The sequence below is a fragment of the Paenibacillus sp. CAU 1782 genome, assembly GCF_054551715.1.
This window is the reverse complement of the sequence record NZ_JBTOLL010000007.1, coordinates 158469-174904: the sequence shown is the minus strand read 5'-3', so window position 1 is coordinate 174904 and position 16436 is coordinate 158469. Positions and strand designations below refer to the sequence as shown.

At 40.1% G+C, this 16436-nt stretch carries 17 protein-coding genes; 13 read left to right on the top strand and 4 right to left on the bottom strand.

What is annotated here, in order from left to right:
* Window positions 1-14 precede the first annotated feature (14 nt).
* Genes ACX93W_RS16780 through ACX93W_RS16760 form a run of 5 tightly spaced genes read left to right on the top strand, consistent with a single transcriptional unit; the run spans window position 15 to window position 6875 of the window.
* Window positions 15-758, top strand: a complete 744-nt coding sequence (locus tag ACX93W_RS16780; protein ID WP_459393517.1) for an ABC transporter permease — start codon at window positions 15-17, stop codon at window positions 756-758.
* Window positions 755-2041 (top strand): ABC transporter ATP-binding protein, encoded by a 1287-nt coding sequence (locus tag ACX93W_RS16775; protein ID WP_459393516.1) that lies wholly within the window; start codon window positions 755-757, stop codon window positions 2039-2041. The genes ACX93W_RS16780 and ACX93W_RS16775 overlap by 4 nt, the downstream gene beginning before the upstream one ends.
* 2 nt (window positions 2042-2043) lie before the next feature.
* The gene (locus tag ACX93W_RS16770) at window positions 2044-3102 is read left to right on the top strand and encodes a class I SAM-dependent methyltransferase (protein ID WP_459393515.1); all 1059 of its coding nucleotides are present in this window, start codon (window positions 2044-2046) and stop codon (window positions 3100-3102) included.
* Window positions 3099-4568: a protein kinase family protein gene (locus ACX93W_RS16765; protein ID WP_459393514.1), complete on the top strand. Its 1470-nt coding sequence runs from the start codon at window positions 3099-3101 to the stop codon at window positions 4566-4568. The genes ACX93W_RS16770 and ACX93W_RS16765 overlap by 4 nt, the downstream gene beginning before the upstream one ends.
* A complete protein-coding gene (locus ACX93W_RS16760; RefSeq protein ID WP_459393513.1) occupies window positions 4569-6875 on the top strand; it encodes a glycosyltransferase in 2307 nt (768 codons plus the stop codon).
* Between the two features lie 73 nt (window positions 6876-6948).
* Here ACX93W_RS16760 and ACX93W_RS16755 read toward each other — a convergent pair whose 3' ends face one another.
* A complete protein-coding gene (locus ACX93W_RS16755; protein ID WP_459393557.1) occupies window positions 6949-7620 on the bottom strand; it encodes an acyltransferase family protein in 672 nt (223 codons plus the stop codon).
* Window positions 7621-7797: 177 nt separating this feature from the next.
* Window positions 7798-8106, bottom strand: coding sequence for an acyltransferase family protein (locus tag ACX93W_RS16750; RefSeq protein WP_459393512.1), 309 nt, complete (start codon window positions 8104-8106; stop codon window positions 7798-7800).
* Between the two features lie 198 nt (window positions 8107-8304).
* Between ACX93W_RS16750 and ACX93W_RS16745 the strand changes: the two genes are divergently transcribed.
* The 5 genes from ACX93W_RS16745 (at window position 8305) to ACX93W_RS16725 (ending at window position 13247) form a co-directional block, all read left to right on the top strand.
* The gene (locus tag ACX93W_RS16745) at window positions 8305-9711 is read left to right on the top strand and encodes an undecaprenyl-phosphate glucose phosphotransferase (protein ID WP_459393511.1); all 1407 of its coding nucleotides are present in this window, start codon (window positions 8305-8307) and stop codon (window positions 9709-9711) included.
* A 28-nt stretch (window positions 9712-9739) separates the two neighbouring features.
* The gene (locus ACX93W_RS16740) at window positions 9740-10777 is read left to right on the top strand and encodes a glycosyltransferase family 2 protein (RefSeq protein WP_459393510.1); all 1038 of its coding nucleotides are present in this window, start codon (window positions 9740-9742) and stop codon (window positions 10775-10777) included.
* A 234-nt stretch (window positions 10778-11011) separates the two neighbouring features.
* Complete coding sequence (gene cls / locus ACX93W_RS16735; protein ID WP_459393509.1) at window positions 11012-12499, top strand: cardiolipin synthase; 1488 nt, start codon at window positions 11012-11014, stop codon at window positions 12497-12499.
* A gap of 141 nt (window positions 12500-12640) precedes the next feature.
* Window positions 12641-13060 carry a hypothetical protein gene (locus tag ACX93W_RS16730; protein ID WP_459393558.1) on the top strand — a complete coding sequence of 140 codons (420 nt, stop codon included), beginning with the start codon at window positions 12641-12643 and terminating at the stop codon, window positions 13058-13060.
* A gap of 1 nt (window position 13061) precedes the next feature.
* Complete coding sequence (locus ACX93W_RS16725) at window positions 13062-13247, top strand: H-type small acid-soluble spore protein (protein ID WP_459393508.1); 186 nt, start codon at window positions 13062-13064, stop codon at window positions 13245-13247.
* 210 nt (window positions 13248-13457) lie between these two features.
* Here ACX93W_RS16725 and ACX93W_RS16720 read toward each other — a convergent pair whose 3' ends face one another.
* Window positions 13458-13769 carry a dehydrogenase gene (locus ACX93W_RS16720; RefSeq protein WP_459393507.1) on the bottom strand — a complete coding sequence of 104 codons (312 nt, stop codon included), beginning with the start codon at window positions 13767-13769 and terminating at the stop codon, window positions 13458-13460.
* A gap of 69 nt (window positions 13770-13838) precedes the next feature.
* Entirely contained in the window at window positions 13839-14291 is a 453-nt protein-coding gene (locus tag ACX93W_RS16715; RefSeq protein ID WP_459393506.1) for a cupredoxin domain-containing protein, read from the bottom strand.
* Window positions 14292-14439: 148 nt separating this feature from the next.
* Here ACX93W_RS16715 and ACX93W_RS16710 point away from each other — a divergent pair, with 148 nt between their 5' ends.
* From ACX93W_RS16710 to ACX93W_RS16700, 3 genes are read left to right on the top strand one after another with little or no spacing between them, the layout of a single operon-like run.
* On the top strand, window positions 14440-15048 hold the full coding sequence (locus tag ACX93W_RS16710) for a DedA family protein (RefSeq protein WP_459393505.1): 609 nt from the start codon (window positions 14440-14442) through the stop codon (window positions 15046-15048).
* Window positions 15049-15078: 30 nt separating this feature from the next.
* Window positions 15079-15645 (top strand): thioredoxin family protein, encoded by a 567-nt coding sequence (locus ACX93W_RS16705; protein ID WP_459393504.1) that lies wholly within the window; start codon window positions 15079-15081, stop codon window positions 15643-15645.
* 1 nt (window position 15646) lies between these two features.
* A complete protein-coding gene (locus ACX93W_RS16700; protein ID WP_459393503.1) occupies window positions 15647-16291 on the top strand; it encodes an MBL fold metallo-hydrolase in 645 nt (214 codons plus the stop codon).
* Window positions 16292-16436: the final 145 nt, after the last annotated feature.

Below are 16436 nucleotides of genomic sequence, written 5' to 3'. Positions count from 1 at the left end.
TGGTTAAAAACTTTATGATACGAGATTTGAAAAACAGATATGCAGGTTCAATGATGGGTTTTGTTTGGTCGATTATACATCCTCTTACTACATTGGCTATTTACTCGCTAGTATTTTCTTGGATGCTGAATGTCAGGGTGGGGCTGGAATTTGGAACCGATAATTTTACGGTATGGATGTTTGCGGGACTGTTACCGTGGATTCTCTTTTCGGAGACGTTAAGCAGATCAACCACATTAGTAATTGATAACACAAATCTAATTAAAAAGACGATATTCCCATCAGAGATATTGCCTGTATCGCTGTTATTGTCAAATTTAATTAATTTTTCGATTGGATATATTATCTTGCTTTTTGGAATTATGCTTACAGGTGGAAGTATTTCGTTTATTTCTATAGTATTATCCATAACGTACTTTTTTCCATTAATAATGATGACATTAGGATTTAGTTGGCTTTGTTCAAGTATGAATGTATTCTTTAGGGATTTAAGTCAGTTAGTGGGTGTGTTATTGAATATTGTATTTTATGCAAGTGCGATAATATATCCGTTAAGCGTAATTCCTGAAAAGGTTAGAGGCTATTTTTTCTGGAATCCATTGGTTCATGTGGTGGAAGGCATTCGATCTAGTTTGTTTAAGGCGGAATTAATTCAGAATGAAAAATTAATTTATTTATATGTAATATCACTAATTATTTTTCTGAGTGGGCAGTACATTTTTCATAAAACTAAAAAAGGATTTGTTGATGTATTATGAGTAAACAGTTTGCTCTTGAAATAAACAGTGTAAGCAAAAAATATAAAGTTTATAAAAAACCATACCATAGATTAATGGAATTATTTAATTTAGGGAGCTCATATCAAGAGGTAGAAGCTTTAAGAGGAATTTCGTTTAAAGTTGAAAAAGGACAAACTTACGGAATTGTTGGGCCTAATGGGTCCGGTAAGAGCACATTACTTCAAATCGTAACCGGAATACTCCAGCCAACAGAAGGGAATGTACGTGTATCAGGGAGAATTTCTGCTCTTCTTGAATTAGGCGCTGGTTTCAATATGGAGTATACAGGGCGAGAAAATATTTTTCTCTACGCCTCGATCCTTGGCGTTGAAAAAAAAGAAATTGAAGAAAAACTTGATGAAATTATCAACTTTGCTCAAATCGGGGATTTTATAGATAGGCCGGTTAAGACCTATAGCAGTGGAATGTATGTAAGACTTGCGTTTGCTGTTGCTATTAATGTCGAACCGGAAATTTTAATTGTTGATGAGGCTTTGGCTGTAGGCGATGAGAGTTTTCAACGCAAATGCTTTCGGAAATTTGAAGAATTGAAAGAAAAAGGTGTAACTATTTTATTAGTTACGCATAGTTTGGGACTAGTAAAATTGTTTTGTGACAAAGCAGTGTTGATTTACAAAGGAAAACTTATTGAACAAGGCCATCCAAATCATGTGATAAATGTTTATACGAAACTAGTTTCTGAAATCGAGAATGGCAACAGTGAACCAAGTGATGAATTGCAGGAGAAGACAATAATAGTCCAAGAAAATGAATTAAATGAAAAGGTTAAATATGAGTCAGATGAGTTTCGGTATGGTAACAAGGACGGAGAAATTATAGATTTTCGTGTATACGGTGAAAATGATAACTATTCAAACATATTTAAACACGGAGAGAAAATACACATCTTAATAAAATTAAAATATAACACTTTCGTATCCAGTTCTTTGGCTGCCTACACGGTAAAAACAATATCCGGTGTCGAAGTTACTGGAACGAATACGGACTTTGAACAATTAAAATTAACAAATTATAAAGAAGGAGAATTAGTTGAAGTATTGTTTGTCCAGAACGTTGCTTTAAATGCTGGTGATTATGTTATATCGCTTGGTTTAATTGAGTTGGCTGAGGAGAAAATTATTGTTATGGATAGGCGATATGATGTTACAACATTTAAAGTAATTGAAAGTAAAAAAGCAACAGGACTTGTTGACCCTAATGCAGATGTATTCATAAATAAAATAAATTTTAAGGATGAGTAATTGTGGCGATTATATTTAGCTGTTTAGAATGCAAGCATCCAATACCATTATTTCATGGACAAAACAGCTGCCCAAAATGCGGACAGATTTTGCACAAAAAAGGCGAAATACATCTCCATTCAAAGAGTAATCATTATTATTCCGACTTAGATGAAGATACCATGAAATCATTGATTGAAAATTGCAGTAAACATGGATGGAGGAAAACAATAACCGACTTTTTTAAGAGCAAGCCATTTTTGCTTCGTATAATAGCTGATGATGCGCGAGCAGATTGGCAATATTTGATGCCTCTAAATAAAAGCTCGATTGCTTTAGATATAGGTGCCGGTTGGGGAACTATTACAATGCCCTTAGCTCGTAATGTAGGTCATGTAGTAGCATTAGATGGTACGCTTGACAGATTAGAGTTTTTGCTTGAACGGGCCAAACAAGAAAAAATAAATAATCTGACAGTGGTACATGCGGACATTTTTGATAATCCACTACAAGGAAATCAATTTGATTTAGTGTCATTTAATGGAGTACTGGAATGGCTGGGAGTTGGAGGTGAAGGAGATCCCAAAGACATTCAACTTAAAGCATTAAAAATAGCATATGATTTATTAAAACCTGGAGGATTTTTATATGTTGGCATTGAAAACGCAACAGGTTTTAAATATGTAATTGGCGAGCCTGACGACCATACAAATATAAAATTTATTTCTTATCTTGATCGGGAATCAGCGAATAAATTAAGCTTATCGCAAAATGGAACAGAATATAGAACGTATACTTATAGCAAAGCTGGCTATCATAATTTATTAAGTGAGACTGGTTTTAAGAATATTGAATTTTTATACCCGTACCCTGATTATAAAATAATTGAATCCATTCACAATGTTGATGAAAGAAATGTGTCTAAATTTCTGTGGAATTCAATGCAATTTAAAGCCCCCTCTGATTCATTAGAAGGAAGGGTTATTGATTTGGAAAAAGTAATGATTGAACACGGTGATCTATCACCATTTATATCATCCTTTAGCATTCTTGCTCGTAAGGAGGAACGTAAAGCAGAATGATACCTCAAATAAAAGAATTTTTACTGGGAAATTGGAAAAGCTATTTTGCTGTAAAACCTCAAAGCATTCAATTATTGCTTTTGTCGAATCCACAAGGGAAAAAAATTACGCATGGAAAAATAACTGTACTCATATTTATTAATGAAAATGAGAAGCCGGAAATCGTAGGTAAATTTTTGAGAATTCCACAGACCGAAAATGAAAAGCTTAAAAATGAACACTATTGGTTACAAACGTTAAATAGATGGGGACACTCACCTAAATCATTAGGCAGCATGGTGATTAATGGAAGAGTCGTGGCTTTCGAACAGTATGTTCCAGGAATCTCGCTGAAATTGAAAATTCAGAAAGAGATAAACTTTTTTGGGATTAAGGAAATTTCTTTAATTCTAGATTCTATCGAGGAAGATTTCTCCAAAACATCACAGTTAATAAATGACTTAAAGAATATAAAGGTAACGAGTGGTTATGATAGACCCTCATACATGGATAATACTATTGAAAATTCAAATTATTTATTTAGCATACTGAACATATCTGAACCTGAAAAGTTATTTTTTATTGATCTTGTTGAAAAAATAAAAAATATTGATGTGCCTCGTACAATCGTTCACTTTGATCTTACTCCATCGAATGTCATTGAGCATTCCAATAAACTGTCCATAATTGATTTTGAGTTTTCTCAAATTTCAAGATTTGCATTTCTTGATGCTTATCGCTTTGCATACTATTACTTTTACTTACTGCATGAATCTGGAGTATTGCCTTATTCGAGCTTGGAAGCTAACTTTTGGTTCTTTTTTATTAAAGAATCTCGTACTTCAGAAATAGTGCGGGGTTTTATTAATTCTACGGTAAATAAGGATAATAAAATATCCTTTTATGAGTCGATGTGTATTTTTTTATTGTCAAATTTGCAATTGCAACTTGATGAAGTTGACGTAGTTTCCGAAGAGGTCATTACACAAAAATCAGCCTTAATAACTATGTTAATAAAAATTAATAATGGTTTGAATATAGATGAAAATGACTTTAATACAATTGATCCATATGAACATTTTAGTAAGGAAATGTTTGTAGCTGAAATGTATCGTTATCAGAACACACTTAATGAGTATACAATAACCATAAATAATAAAGAAATTGAACTCAGTAAGAATAATTCTTATATCGATTTATGTCACAAGACCATTGCTAATAAAGATCAAGCACTTGAACAAAATACACTTTATATTCAAAAGTGTCATGATACTATTGCCAATAAAGAAAAGGAAATAGAAAATCTTATAAGTGAAATTGAAAAGCTTAATTTAAACTACAAAAAAAGAAATAAAATTGCTGAAAAGCATGAAAAAAGAAGTGTGATTTTGGGTGAGAAATCAGTTATTGAAAAAGAAATAAATAAAAGGGTATTTAAAAAACTTAAAAATAGATTTATGAGTAGGTTTAAAAAAGGAGACCAGTAAATGAATGTTCGTGCAGTTGATATTATTATTCCTGTGTATAATGCTCCCCTAGAGCTTGAGGAATGTTATAATTCTTTGCTCAAGAATACAGATTTGAATTGCCATAGGATCATAATAATTAATGATTGTAGTCCAGATCCCGGAGTAAATAAATTTTTGAACAAGATAACAGATGAGAGAGTCGTTATTTTGCAGAATGAAACGAATCTGGGGTTTGTTGGAACAGTTAATAAAGGAATGGATATTTCAAATTCTGATGTTGTCTTGCTTAATAGCGACACGATTGTAACCAAAAATTGGTTGAAGAAGATGGGTGAAGTTGCATACTCTGAAGATGATATCGCTACCGTGACTCCACTTACTAATAATGGGACAATCTGTTCCGTACCCGACTTCTTGGATGATAATGTTCTACCCGAAGGGTATACAATAGATACTTTTGCGTATTTGATTGAAAAAATCTCCTATAAAGTATTTCCGGCTATTCCAACTGCTGTTGGATTTTGCATGTACATTAAGAGAAGTGTCCTAGATGAAGTTGGTTTATTTGATATGGATAACTTTGGAAAAGGTTATGGAGAAGAAAATGATTTCTGTTGTAGAGTAATCGAATGTGGATATAAAAATGTTTTAGCTGATGACACCTTTATTTACCATAAGGGCTCGATGTCTTTTCAAGGTGAAAAGCTAGAGCTATCCAAAAGAAATCTTAGAGTACTAAATTCTTTATATCCTTACTATGAAAAAATGATACAAGAATTCATTTTGAAAAACCCATTGCGGAGTATTCAAGAGAATATTAAGCTCCACTTGCCGCTTTATAAAGATATAAATGAAGAGTCAAATAATGTTTTGTATATCATTCACAACTTTTTTGATGAAGTATATAATCATCCAATTGGGGGCACGGAATACCATCTCAAGGATCTTGTTGAAAAATCGACACAAATTAACTCTTTTGTGCTGGCCGCTAATGAAAGTGAGCTTGTTCTTAAACAATACAATAAAGGAAAGTATACCGGGAAATATCATTTCCCATTATCAACGCCATTGTCTTCAATACACTTTCACCATAGAGAATATAGTGAAATAGTAGAAAAAATAATGGGGACTTTTAAGATCAATATAGTTCATATTCAACATCTAATAAAGCACACCTTTGATGTGCCACGAATTGCTGCAAAGATGAAAATCAGTGTTTTATGTACGCTGCATGATTTTTACTTGTTCTGTCCTCCACAGATTGTATCTATAAAAAGCCCATACTATAATGATACTGAAACAAACGGAAAAGTTGTAAGTAAAGAATTTCATCAATTTTATGATTCCAGAAAAACCTATATTCAAAGGAGAAAAAAAGAGGTCATTAAATTAATCTCCCATATAGATCAATTTATTGTACCAAGTGGTTTCGCAAAAGATTTATTTATAAGTGAGTACCCGATGTTAGATGGTAAGATAAGAGTAATTGAGCATGGATATAGTGATCGAAGAAGGTCTGTTGAAACTAGCCCTGAAAAAAAAGAAGGAGTTTGGAATGTCGGATTTCTTGGCGGAATTTCACCGGTTAAAGGAAGTGACTTGGTATACAAATTAATAAAAAAATACTCAAACCCTAACATTAATTGGCATATTATAGGTGGGATTGGTGATCAAAGAATAAACATGTTAAGTCAAGTGAATTTATATAAACATGGCGAGTATAAAAGAGAAGAATTAGATGAAATATTGGATACTTTGAAACTGGATATTATATTGTGTCTTTCTGTCGTTCCCGAGACCTTTTCATATACGCTCTCAGAAGCATGGCAGTCCGGAACCCCAGTTCTTGTAACTCCTGTCGGGGCTTTAAAAGAAAGGGTGGAAAAAGTTTCGGGTGGATGGATTGCGAAATCGACAAAACTTGATGACGTAGTTACGAGCTTTGAAACAATCATTTCAAGTCCCAATGATTGGGTGATGATGCGGAACCATTTAAATCAACAAAAGTTTAAATCCACAGTTGAAATGGTAAATGAATATGAAGCCATATATTCCAAGTGGATTAATCTTCCGAGTAAAGATGCAGAGGTATTTGATATTCATGAGGTTAATAAAGCCTTAAAGTATTTTTTGCCTAAATCAAGTGAGGACAATGTGAATTATTACAACCAACTACATAAGCTTGAAGCCGAACTTCGTGCAATTAAAGGGACAATCGGCTGGAAAGTATTAGAGAAATTAAGAATGAGAAATAGTATAGTTTTAGTAATTGGAAAAAAAATGATTTATTATGTATTAAGACTAAATAACAAATTCAAGGGTTGAGACTAAAAAAACCAGTCGTTTGTTTAATCCAGCGACTGGTTTTAACTTGCATACTTAACATCAGATAGGTTAGCTAACTGGCCGGGTTGTGATGGCCTCTTTTCCCATGGTACTCTTTTGTGATAATCCATTTCCCTAGCTTTAAAGAAGGTGATTCTATATATCTCCAAGATAGAATCGAAACCCCAAGAGTTAAGATAACACTAAATATAAAAAATGTTTTAATATTGAGATAGTCATCGAAATAAAATACTAAGAGTTGCTGGATTGGAAATGAAAAAAAATAAAGCCCATACGAATAATCGCCAAACTTGCTAAAAAACGCTAGTTTTTTCAGCACAAAACAAGTACTTAATACAATGTATGGCAAGAGTATAAGCAAGGCAATATGAAGTTGATTTAACTTAGTGGAAAAAATAAGGATAAGTATAGACAGTAGATATAACCTGGAGTTGATTCTTATTTTATCTTTGTAAACATAAAAAAGGGAACCCATCATATACAAAAAAAGAAATTTGGAAAAATTTAAAAATTCATATTCACCGAGCACCCAGAATTTTGGTCCTGGTAACTGCACTACTAATGTATTAGTGACTAAGCTGTAGACCGAAATTAATCCCATTAAAACAGTTGACATTAAGTATAGTGTCCGATGTTTCAATAAATGGAAGAATGAGAAAAAAATCAATGCTAGATAACAGGCAATTTCATGTTTCAATGTCCACATGGAGCCATTAAGACCCATAGACATAAGGATTGTTTCCAAAAACATCACGAATGCCCCAAGCATATCCAAAAATATTGAAGACAATATTTTTGTAGAAAAATTGATAGGGGTTATCAGGAAGTCCAGGATTAAAGTGGTTTCCCAAAGGCAAACTTGTTACCAGCGGCCCGACAATAAAAGCACAAAATAATAATGCTATTGCAAAAGCTGTATGATTCTAAATAATCGGTTGAGAATGTACTTTTTATAGCTGGACCTTAATATGCTTTGAGTTGTAAGGAATCCACTAATTATAAAAAAACCATAAACAGCAATTGTACTAAATTCAATCTGAGATGATGTTAACTGCGCTAGTTTGTCCCCAGGCGACTGGTGTCCAAGTAACAAAGGGTAAGCATGCGAGTATATCACCATAGTCGCTAAAAGTAGTCGAATGATATGAAAGGCATTTTGATTTAAATCATAAATTTCATCTAGACGTGAATCAATCTTAAAATATTTCACACGTAAACCTCACTAGAAGTTAATTTTCTGAACAGATTGATTATAGATTCGGGTAATAATAATGTCGATCATCTAGCGATTCAATCAAATTCGCACATAAAAGACGGGTAAAATTCCTTTTTGATTCAACTCCACTGCTAGATTTGGTACAATATTACCATAGTCGAAAAATAAAAGATTGTGGGTGCGGATCAAGGGATGCTTCGACAGAACCAGCGTTTTTTGACGCAATTGTATATGCTGGCGGATTTGGGTTGTACGCTAGTCGTGTTTTTATTTGCATATTGGCTTAAATTCGAGAGCGAACTGCTCGCCTACGTCAAATCGGTACCGTTTTCCACGTATTTGCTATGGGGGACGATTTATTCTTTTAGCGCAGTTTTGATTGGTTTTTATTTGAAATTTTATTCTCCCAAACGAAGAAAAAATTTTTCTTTCGATGTCCTGAAAATATTGCAAATTCAGTCTACTTCATTTATGGGGCTGCTTGCCCTGCTGTATTTCAGTAATGAGTCGAACATTTCGAGGCAGTTTTTGTTAATCTTTTTTTCTCTTAATATCGTTTTTATTTGCCTATACCGGTATATAGTCAAAGTGATTCTCTCCTCACTTCGCCGTAAGGGTTATAATAAACGATTTGTTTTAATCGTAGGGGCAGGTTCCGTAGGAAGAAGTTTTTACCGCAATTTGATGCAGCGGCCCGAGTTGGGGTATGAGGCTCTCGGATTTCTGGATGATTTCCTGGACCAGCATCCGCTTCAATATCGCAGCATGCAGCCGATTATCGGAAAGCTGGATGACCTGGCTTATGTGATAAAGACACAACAGGTGGATGAGGTCATTATTGCGCTTCCTTTGGAGGCACATGCCAAATACGGACAAATTATTCAAGCCTGTGAGCATGCCGGCGTAAAAACGTTAATTATTCCTGATTTTTTTGACCTTTTGCCCGCACGGCCGCTATTGGATAATTTTGCGGGGATTCCCCTCATTAATGTTCGGGATGTGCCGCTTGATGAGCTAAGCAATCGAATCTTAAAACGCTGGTTTGATATTTTGTTTTCGCTCACAGCAATTTTGTTAACCTCTCCCGTGTTGTTGGCCATTGCGATTGGCATTAAATTGACCTCGCCTGGACCTGTGCTTTTTAAGCAGGAGCGGGTTGGTTTTAACCGGAAACCTTTTTATATGTATAAATTCCGCTCCATGAATGTTGCCCCTGCCAATCAGGGGGACACACAATGGACGGTAGAGAATGACCCTCGAAGGACAAAATTTGGCGTATTTCTGAGAAAAACAAGTCTCGACGAGCTGCCGCAATTTTTTAATGTGCTGCTTGGCAATATGAGCGTGGTAGGCCCGCGGCCGGAACGTCCCTTTTTTGTGGATCAATTCAGAGACGAAATACCCAAATATATGATCAAACATCAGATCAGGCCTGGCATTACGGGGTGGGCGCAAGCAAATGGTCTACGCGGCGATACGTCGATCGAGGAAAGAATTCGATACGATTTGTTTTATATCGAAAATTGGACATTTATATTTGACCTAAAAATTATCGGCAAGACGATATTGAAAGGCCTGATGAACAAAAATGCGTATTGAAGCTGGAAACGTTCCAACAGGCTTATCCGTGTCCGTTATTATTCCGACTTTAAACGCCGGTCCACAGTTTCGGGAGCTGCTGATCAAATTGAGGGAGCAAAGCTGCCCGCTACATGAAATTATTGTTATCGATTCAGAGTCAACTGATGGTACGCCTGAGATTGCATTAGAAAACGGAGCTAAATTGCTGACCGTTAAGCGAAGCGAATTTGATCATGGCGGTACCAGAAATCGTGCGGCAGAGGCGTCTGAAGGCAATATTCTTATGTTTATGACGCAAGATGCCATGCCCGAAAATGCCAATTTAATTGCTGAGTTAACGTCGCCGTTAGCCGCCGCCCTTTTATTCCCTATGCCACTAGCCGAAACCCAAGGTAGAGGCGATCAGGGCGGTGCGGTTGAAGGAGATATTGTTGCGTCTTACGCAAGACAGCTTCCGGCTGCTTCCGCAACGCCAATTGAACAATTGGCCCGGCTAAGCAATTATCCTTCTGAGTCTCATCTGCGTTCATATAGCGATGTCAACCAGCTTGGCCTTAAAGCATTTTTCTGCTCCAACGTCTGTTCGGCAATTATAAAGGATGTATTTTTTCGCATGGGCAAGTTTCAAGAACCCGTTATTTTTAATGAAGATTTGTTTATGTCGGCAAAATGTATTTTGAACGGGTACAAGGTCGCGTATTGCTCGGAGGCCAAGGTTACCCATTCCCACAATTATTCGATCAAACAGCAGTTCAAGCGATTTTTTGACAATGGCATCTCTTTGTCCTTAAATCCGGCGTTAAATCCATATCGCTCGATTGGCGGGGCAGGGACCAAGCTGGTTGTTGATCAAGTCAAAGGGCTAATTCGTAAGAATGCTTCACTTCACATTCCCAGACTGTTGCTGGAGTCTGCCGCAAAGCTGCTGGGATTTAAATTGGGTCTGCATCATCAAAAGCTTCCTTCTGCTTGGGTGGGGCGCTTTAGTATGCATGCAGGAATCTGGACTTATTTAACTGCTTCAGGTAAAAGTGCGGGGGAAGGACAAGACTCCTCCTCTTCGAATAGTACCCATGGGGCATAGCGAGAAAAAGTTAACTTAAAACAGTTTGGAGCAATAGGCATTTTTCCTTACGTCGAATCCGCAATTCATTGTTAGAACACTCTAACATGGATTCTGTTCAGGCCAGGATGAATGCTTTTTTGTATTTTTTCCTTTCGCATATTAAGCTCCCCCACAACCAACACTATGACATGCGCTTTATTTTGTCTAAGGGATTAGAACCGTTTGCTGCCTGCGGAAGGGGAGGAATCATTGATGGGTATGGCATGTTTTTGGGCGGCTTTGCTTGGGCTTTACACGGCTCAGCTAGCCGCTATTTTATTTTTGGAGCACCGGAGGCAGGCGCATATGGCAGCTTGGCTGCTTATCGTTTTGATATGTCCATTTATCGGATTTGGCGTATATTGGCTGCTAGGCAGAAAACCGGTCAAAAACCCATTCAGTATAGAAAAGAATAAGTCAGTTGAAGACGAACTTGAAAAGACGGGGTGCGATGACGGAAATCAATGGGAGTTAGCGGTAGATACTAACACTGAGAAGGATTTTACGCGAATATTGGGGGAACGAGTAGTCCTCAGCCCTCATACGCAATTTACCCGTTTACATGCTCTTTTGAAGCGTGACGAATTTTTTGCCGTGACCAACCAAAATAAAACGCGAATATTGACCGATGGCGAAGAAACATACAAAACCATGCTGGAGGAGATGGCTAAAGCCAAACATCATATTCATTTGGATTACTATACAATTCGCAGCGATGCAACTGGGCAATTATTTATGGAGCTTCTAATCAGGAAGGCGAAACAAGGCATTATGGTTAAGCTGATCTATGACGGTATCGGAAGCATGAAGCTTAAACGTGCTTTTCTGGAAAGCATGGAGGCTGGAGGCTGCCGCACGGCATGTTTCGCCCCTTTACGCCAATCACTGGCAAAGAGAAGGCTTAATTTCCGCAATCATCGCAAGATCGTTGTCATTGACGGAATAAAGGGCTTTTTGGGCGGAATTAATATTGGAGATGAATACATCGGGATGGATCCCAAGCTTGGTTATTGGAGGGACACTCATTTGAAAATAGAAGGCGATGGCGTCGGGGAACTGCAGAAGCTTTTTATGGAAGATTGGGTAGCTGCGACAGGCGAGCAATTGAACGGACAATCGCCGCATTATTTCCCGGGACATCAAATAGCGGATCATGAAAAACTTCTGATTGTTTCAAGTGAGCCGGGAGTAACTGAGCGTAAAATGGTTGAAATCCTTCAGGCGATCATGTCTGCGGCCGCCAAACGGATTTATGCTTCGACACCTTATTTTATACCGGATCCTATTATAGCGTCAGAATTGGCAAGTGCGGCGAGAAGCGGGGTCGAAGTCAAATTGATTCTGCCTGGAATAAGCGATTCAAAATTGGTGCTGCTGGCCACAATGTCGCATGTTCAGGATATGTTGGATGCCGGGGTGAACATTTATCGTTACCGGAAAGGCTTCATTCATGCCAAAGTGCTTATTGTCGATAACACCGTAGCATCGGTGGGATCAGCCAATCTGGATCAGAGAAGCTTGTACAGCAATTACGAACTACTGGCTCTTTTGTTTGCCGAAAAGCCCATTGCGAAACTGCTTAAAGATTTTGAGGCTGATTTGAGCCACAGTGAAAAGCTGAGTGCCGACGCGTTTCGAGACCGGCCATGGAAGCAAAAAGCAGCGGAAGCTATCATGCATATTTTGTCGCCACTCCTGTAAGCATGCATGGATTGTTCGTTAGGGGGGCATATTTTGCACAAGCCGTTATGTTTACCGTGCTTGAATTTCTTAAACGGTTCAAGCATTGAAGGCGATAAAAGCATGATGGATAAAAGCATGATGGATTAAAGGGGGAAAGCATTGAAAATGGCAAACGAATTCGATCAGCGAGAAGCCGTGCTGAATGAAGAAAAACCAGGAATAACCGAGCAGCGTCAAGCTGCGATTGGCGAATTGGATCACGCTTCTCTGGAGCAGCTCCAGGGAACCGGGCAGAGAAATATTGGCGAACAGCAGCAGGTCGTGATTGGCGGGGAAAGGCAGCCGAGCATAAATGGAAATTGGCAATCGGCAAGCTTGGGAATGCAGCTTCCGGGACTGCTGGAGCAGCCGCAGCCAGGTATGAATGATTTGATATATGAAGGACGCGAGCATTACGATATGGATATCGACCGGATGGTCAACGAAGGATTAGGCGGGGGCAATGTTACGCCGCATAATGGATTAATCGACGAATCAACAACAGATACGATGGAGGACCTGAGACGAAAGGAGGAGTAATATGGATATTGTCAGAGCCAAACAAATATACGATTCCAAAGATACGTTTTCGGTGCAATTGGAGGGAGATTCGGTCTGGATCGAAAATGTGGATGAAGCAAACGGCATGGCAACGGTTACGGTTGGCAACAACCCGGTGAATACCCAGACAGTGGCTGTTGACAGGCTGAAAGAGGTCTCAAAATAAAGGCTTGCTCTGTAAGAAATGCGTGTTTTCTCGACACATGTGTTTGCGCAGCATAAAGTAAAACGGTTGGCGCTTGGAAAGCCGATAGTGAAATGAGCGGGATCAAGACATACTGTCCCGTCAAAACATGCCTCTGCCATGGCGCCAACCTGTTAGTGCGGCACTTGATTAATTGATTGTGGAGCATTTACTGTATGCTTCAACGGCGGTTTAACCTCCGTATGCATCCCGAAACGCTTCGCTAAGCTTTGGAGCCTCAACTCCCCACAGCTCGGCAATCTCCGCGCTTACATTTTCATCCCACCAGTCGCATTGCGCCTTCCGGTTGCTCCGATTTTCATAAATCCACTGAAGGTTTAGGATCACTTTCTTTAAATAAATGGTTTCGGCTTGATCCATTTTATCCCCCGGGATCCAGATTTTTAGACGTTTTGCAGTGCGATACAGCTCATTGCTGCAGGATCGGCGGATTTTGCGCGCGGAAGGATAGCTGGATGAATGTTTTGCACCAGGCAGTTGCATAAAAATAACCGCCTCCTTTCCTACCACATCGTATGCGGCCGGCAAAAGGGCGGTTACCTATTTGGTTTGCTATTGCACAACAATATACCCCACCATTGGGCCGCTGTTGTGCATGTCCGTGTGCGTCATGCAGTGAATCGGGAAGATGCCTTCTTTGTCCGGCGTAAAGGTTACGGTGGTTACTTTACCGTTTTGCACTTCTCCGGAGATTCCAAAATCCTCAATGACAAAAGGATGAGTGTCGCCGCTTGTGCCATGGATTTTGAGCTGGGTCAACTCGCCTTTGTTGACGACGATGGTTCCCGGTGCCCACAAGTAGACCTCGGTCACTTTGCCGTCCGCCGTTTCTGATTTGAATTCCCCGGTTACCAGTTCGAATACGCGAGGTTCGCCGGCTTGTCCGGTAACCGCCTGATCGGAGCCGCCGCGCCAGCTAACAAAGACCACGCAAACCGCAATTAGCGCTACGATCGCAATGGCCAGCTGGATCTGCCTTTTTTTGATTACAAAAACTTTGGACATGTTTGCCACCTCTTCAGCAATAGGATTTAGTAACAGCATATGCATCGACTTGTCCAAGCATGCCAAGCTGGAAGAGGATCTGGCGTGTATGATAGAATAACAGGTGCAAGGCTTGTCACCGTATGATAATAAAAGGCGGAGGTTGGGGATGGAAAGCTGGATTACGGATTTTATGGAGCAGTACGGTTATTTTGGCATTTTGATGATGATTGCACTGGAGAATCTGTTCCCGCCGATCCCATCGGAAGTGATTTTGACCTTCGGCGGCTTTATGACGACGTATACCAAATTAACGCCTCTTGGCGTTGTGACGGTAGCGACGCTGGGTTCGCTTATTGGAGCGGTCGTTCTCTATTTTATCGGGCGCCTGCTTGGCGTTGAGCGGATGGAGAAGTTGATCGAGCGGTGGGGCCGGCTGCTCCGGGTTAAAAAAGAGGATGTCCGGAAAGCGGACAAATGGTTTGACAAGTATGGCTATTGGGCCGTCTTTCTGTGCCGTATGGTTCCCATCGTCCGCAGCTTGATATCGATTCCCGCCGGTATGTCGAATATGAAGCTTGTTCCTTTCCTGCTGTTTACGACACTTGGCACCTTGATCTGGAACACGATATTGGTGTACATCGGGTCGGCGGTAGGCGACAATTGGCATTCCATCATTGAATTTATGGATCTTTATTCCAACATCGTAGTTGTGATCGGCGCTATTGTAGCGGTTGTGGTGCTTGTCCTGTACATTCGCAGGGCGCGCAAGTTTTGAGTATAATGATAATTAACAGGAGGGATACATATGGGTAAAAGCGTAGCAAATGTGCTCGGCAAAGGAATCAGCCCGCAGCAATTTCTGGACGGCATGAACAAAAACAAGGAGCAGTTTGTGTCCTGGATGGAGACATTCCAATGGCCGACGGCTGAAGACCGCGACTATTTCGAGTCGCTTAACAATCGCGATGACTTGCGCTGCCTGATTTTGATGGCGGAATGGTGCGGCGATGTGGTGCGCAATGTGCCGGTTGTATTTGGAGCGCTGGAGGTTAGCGGCATTCCTACCGAGGTATTGATCATGGAGGATCACCTCGAAACGATGGACGAGTTCCTGACAATGGGCGGCCGTTCGATTCCGGTTGTTATTTTTGCGGATACGGGCGGCGCAGTGCTGGGGACTTGGGGACCAAGGCCGGCTCACGTGCAAGAGGCCATGATTGCGTTTAAGGGCGCCAATCCGGACCGCGAAGCGGCGGACTATCAGGACAACCTCGCAAAGACACGCCAAGAAATGATGGTTCGTTACGGAGAAGGACCGGGGTACCAGGCCGTCATCGTTCAAGAGCTGCGCAAGCTGCTGGAGTCTTTTTGAGGTGAGTAGCGGCGAATTAAAAGTCGAAACGTTTACACTAGGCCCCTTGCAGACAAATGCCTATTTATTATCGGTTCAGGATGGCGATACGGAAAGAGCCGTCGTCATTGATCCCGGCATGAATCCGGCGAGGCTGCTAACGAGAATTGAAGGCATGAAGGTGGAAGCCATCTTGCTTACGCACGCTCATTTTGATCATATGGGCGGCGTTGACGAGGTGCGCAAGGCGGCAGGTTGTCCCGTATACATTCATGATCTTGAGGGAGACTGGCTAACCGATCCCCGGAAAAACGGTTCTATGCGCTGGCAGGATGTAACGCCACCGCTCTCAACAGATGAAGCTGAATACAGTCTCGCGGAAGGGCAGCGCCTGCAATTGCTTGGCCTGACCTTTAAAGTATTGCATACGCCGGGGCATTCCCCGGGAAGCGTAAGCTTCCTGCATGGCAATCATCTTTTTTCGGGCGACGTATTGTTTAAGCTATCGGTGGGACGGACAGATCTGCCGGGCGGACGCGAGGTAGACCTCTACAACAGCATTCGCAGCAAGCTATATGTTTTGCCTCCCGAAACGGTTGTTTATCCCGGGCATGGCGGCCGGACCACAATCGGGTTTGAGATGGCCAACAATCCATATACAGGCTAAGCCAGGCTTAAAAGGCAATATCGCAAGCCCGTCCCTCAGGGGGCGGGTCTGCTTCTTTTTGAAGCAATAACTGGCGAGGCGCATTGAGGGACATCAAAAAATGACACGGGTGACTCTAGTCATTTATATGGAGCCAATCTACGTT

What these genes read in the sequence shown, in the direction of transcription:
- ACX93W_RS16710 (WP_459393505.1), top strand. Translation starts at nt 14,440, where the DNA reads ATGGAAAGCTGGATTACGGATTTTATGGAGCAGTACGGTTATTTTGGC.
- ACX93W_RS16720 (WP_459393507.1), bottom strand. Translation starts at nt 13,769, where the DNA reads ATGCAACTGCCTGGTGCAAAACATTCATCCAGCTATCCTTCCGCGCGC.
- ACX93W_RS16755 (WP_459393557.1), bottom strand. Translation starts at nt 7,620, where the DNA reads ATGGGTCTTAATGGCTCCATGTGGACATTGAAACATGAAATTGCCTGT.
- ACX93W_RS16780 (WP_459393517.1), top strand. Translation starts at nt 15, where the DNA reads ATGATACGAGATTTGAAAAACAGATATGCAGGTTCAATGATGGGTTTT.
- ACX93W_RS16775 (WP_459393516.1), top strand. Translation starts at nt 755, where the DNA reads ATGAGTAAACAGTTTGCTCTTGAAATAAACAGTGTAAGCAAAAAATAT.
- ACX93W_RS16745 (WP_459393511.1), top strand. Translation starts at nt 8,305, where the DNA reads ATGCTTCGACAGAACCAGCGTTTTTTGACGCAATTGTATATGCTGGCG.
- ACX93W_RS16715 (WP_459393506.1), bottom strand. Translation starts at nt 14,291, where the DNA reads ATGTCCAAAGTTTTTGTAATCAAAAAAAGGCAGATCCAGCTGGCCATT.
- ACX93W_RS16765 (WP_459393514.1), top strand. Translation starts at nt 3,099, where the DNA reads ATGATACCTCAAATAAAAGAATTTTTACTGGGAAATTGGAAAAGCTAT.
- cls (WP_459393509.1), top strand. Translation starts at nt 11,012, where the DNA reads ATGGGTATGGCATGTTTTTGGGCGGCTTTGCTTGGGCTTTACACGGCT.
- ACX93W_RS16760 (WP_459393513.1), top strand. Translation starts at nt 4,569, where the DNA reads ATGAATGTTCGTGCAGTTGATATTATTATTCCTGTGTATAATGCTCCC.
- ACX93W_RS16705 (WP_459393504.1), top strand. Translation starts at nt 15,079, where the DNA reads ATGGGTAAAAGCGTAGCAAATGTGCTCGGCAAAGGAATCAGCCCGCAG.
- ACX93W_RS16725 (WP_459393508.1), top strand. Translation starts at nt 13,062, where the DNA reads ATGGATATTGTCAGAGCCAAACAAATATACGATTCCAAAGATACGTTT.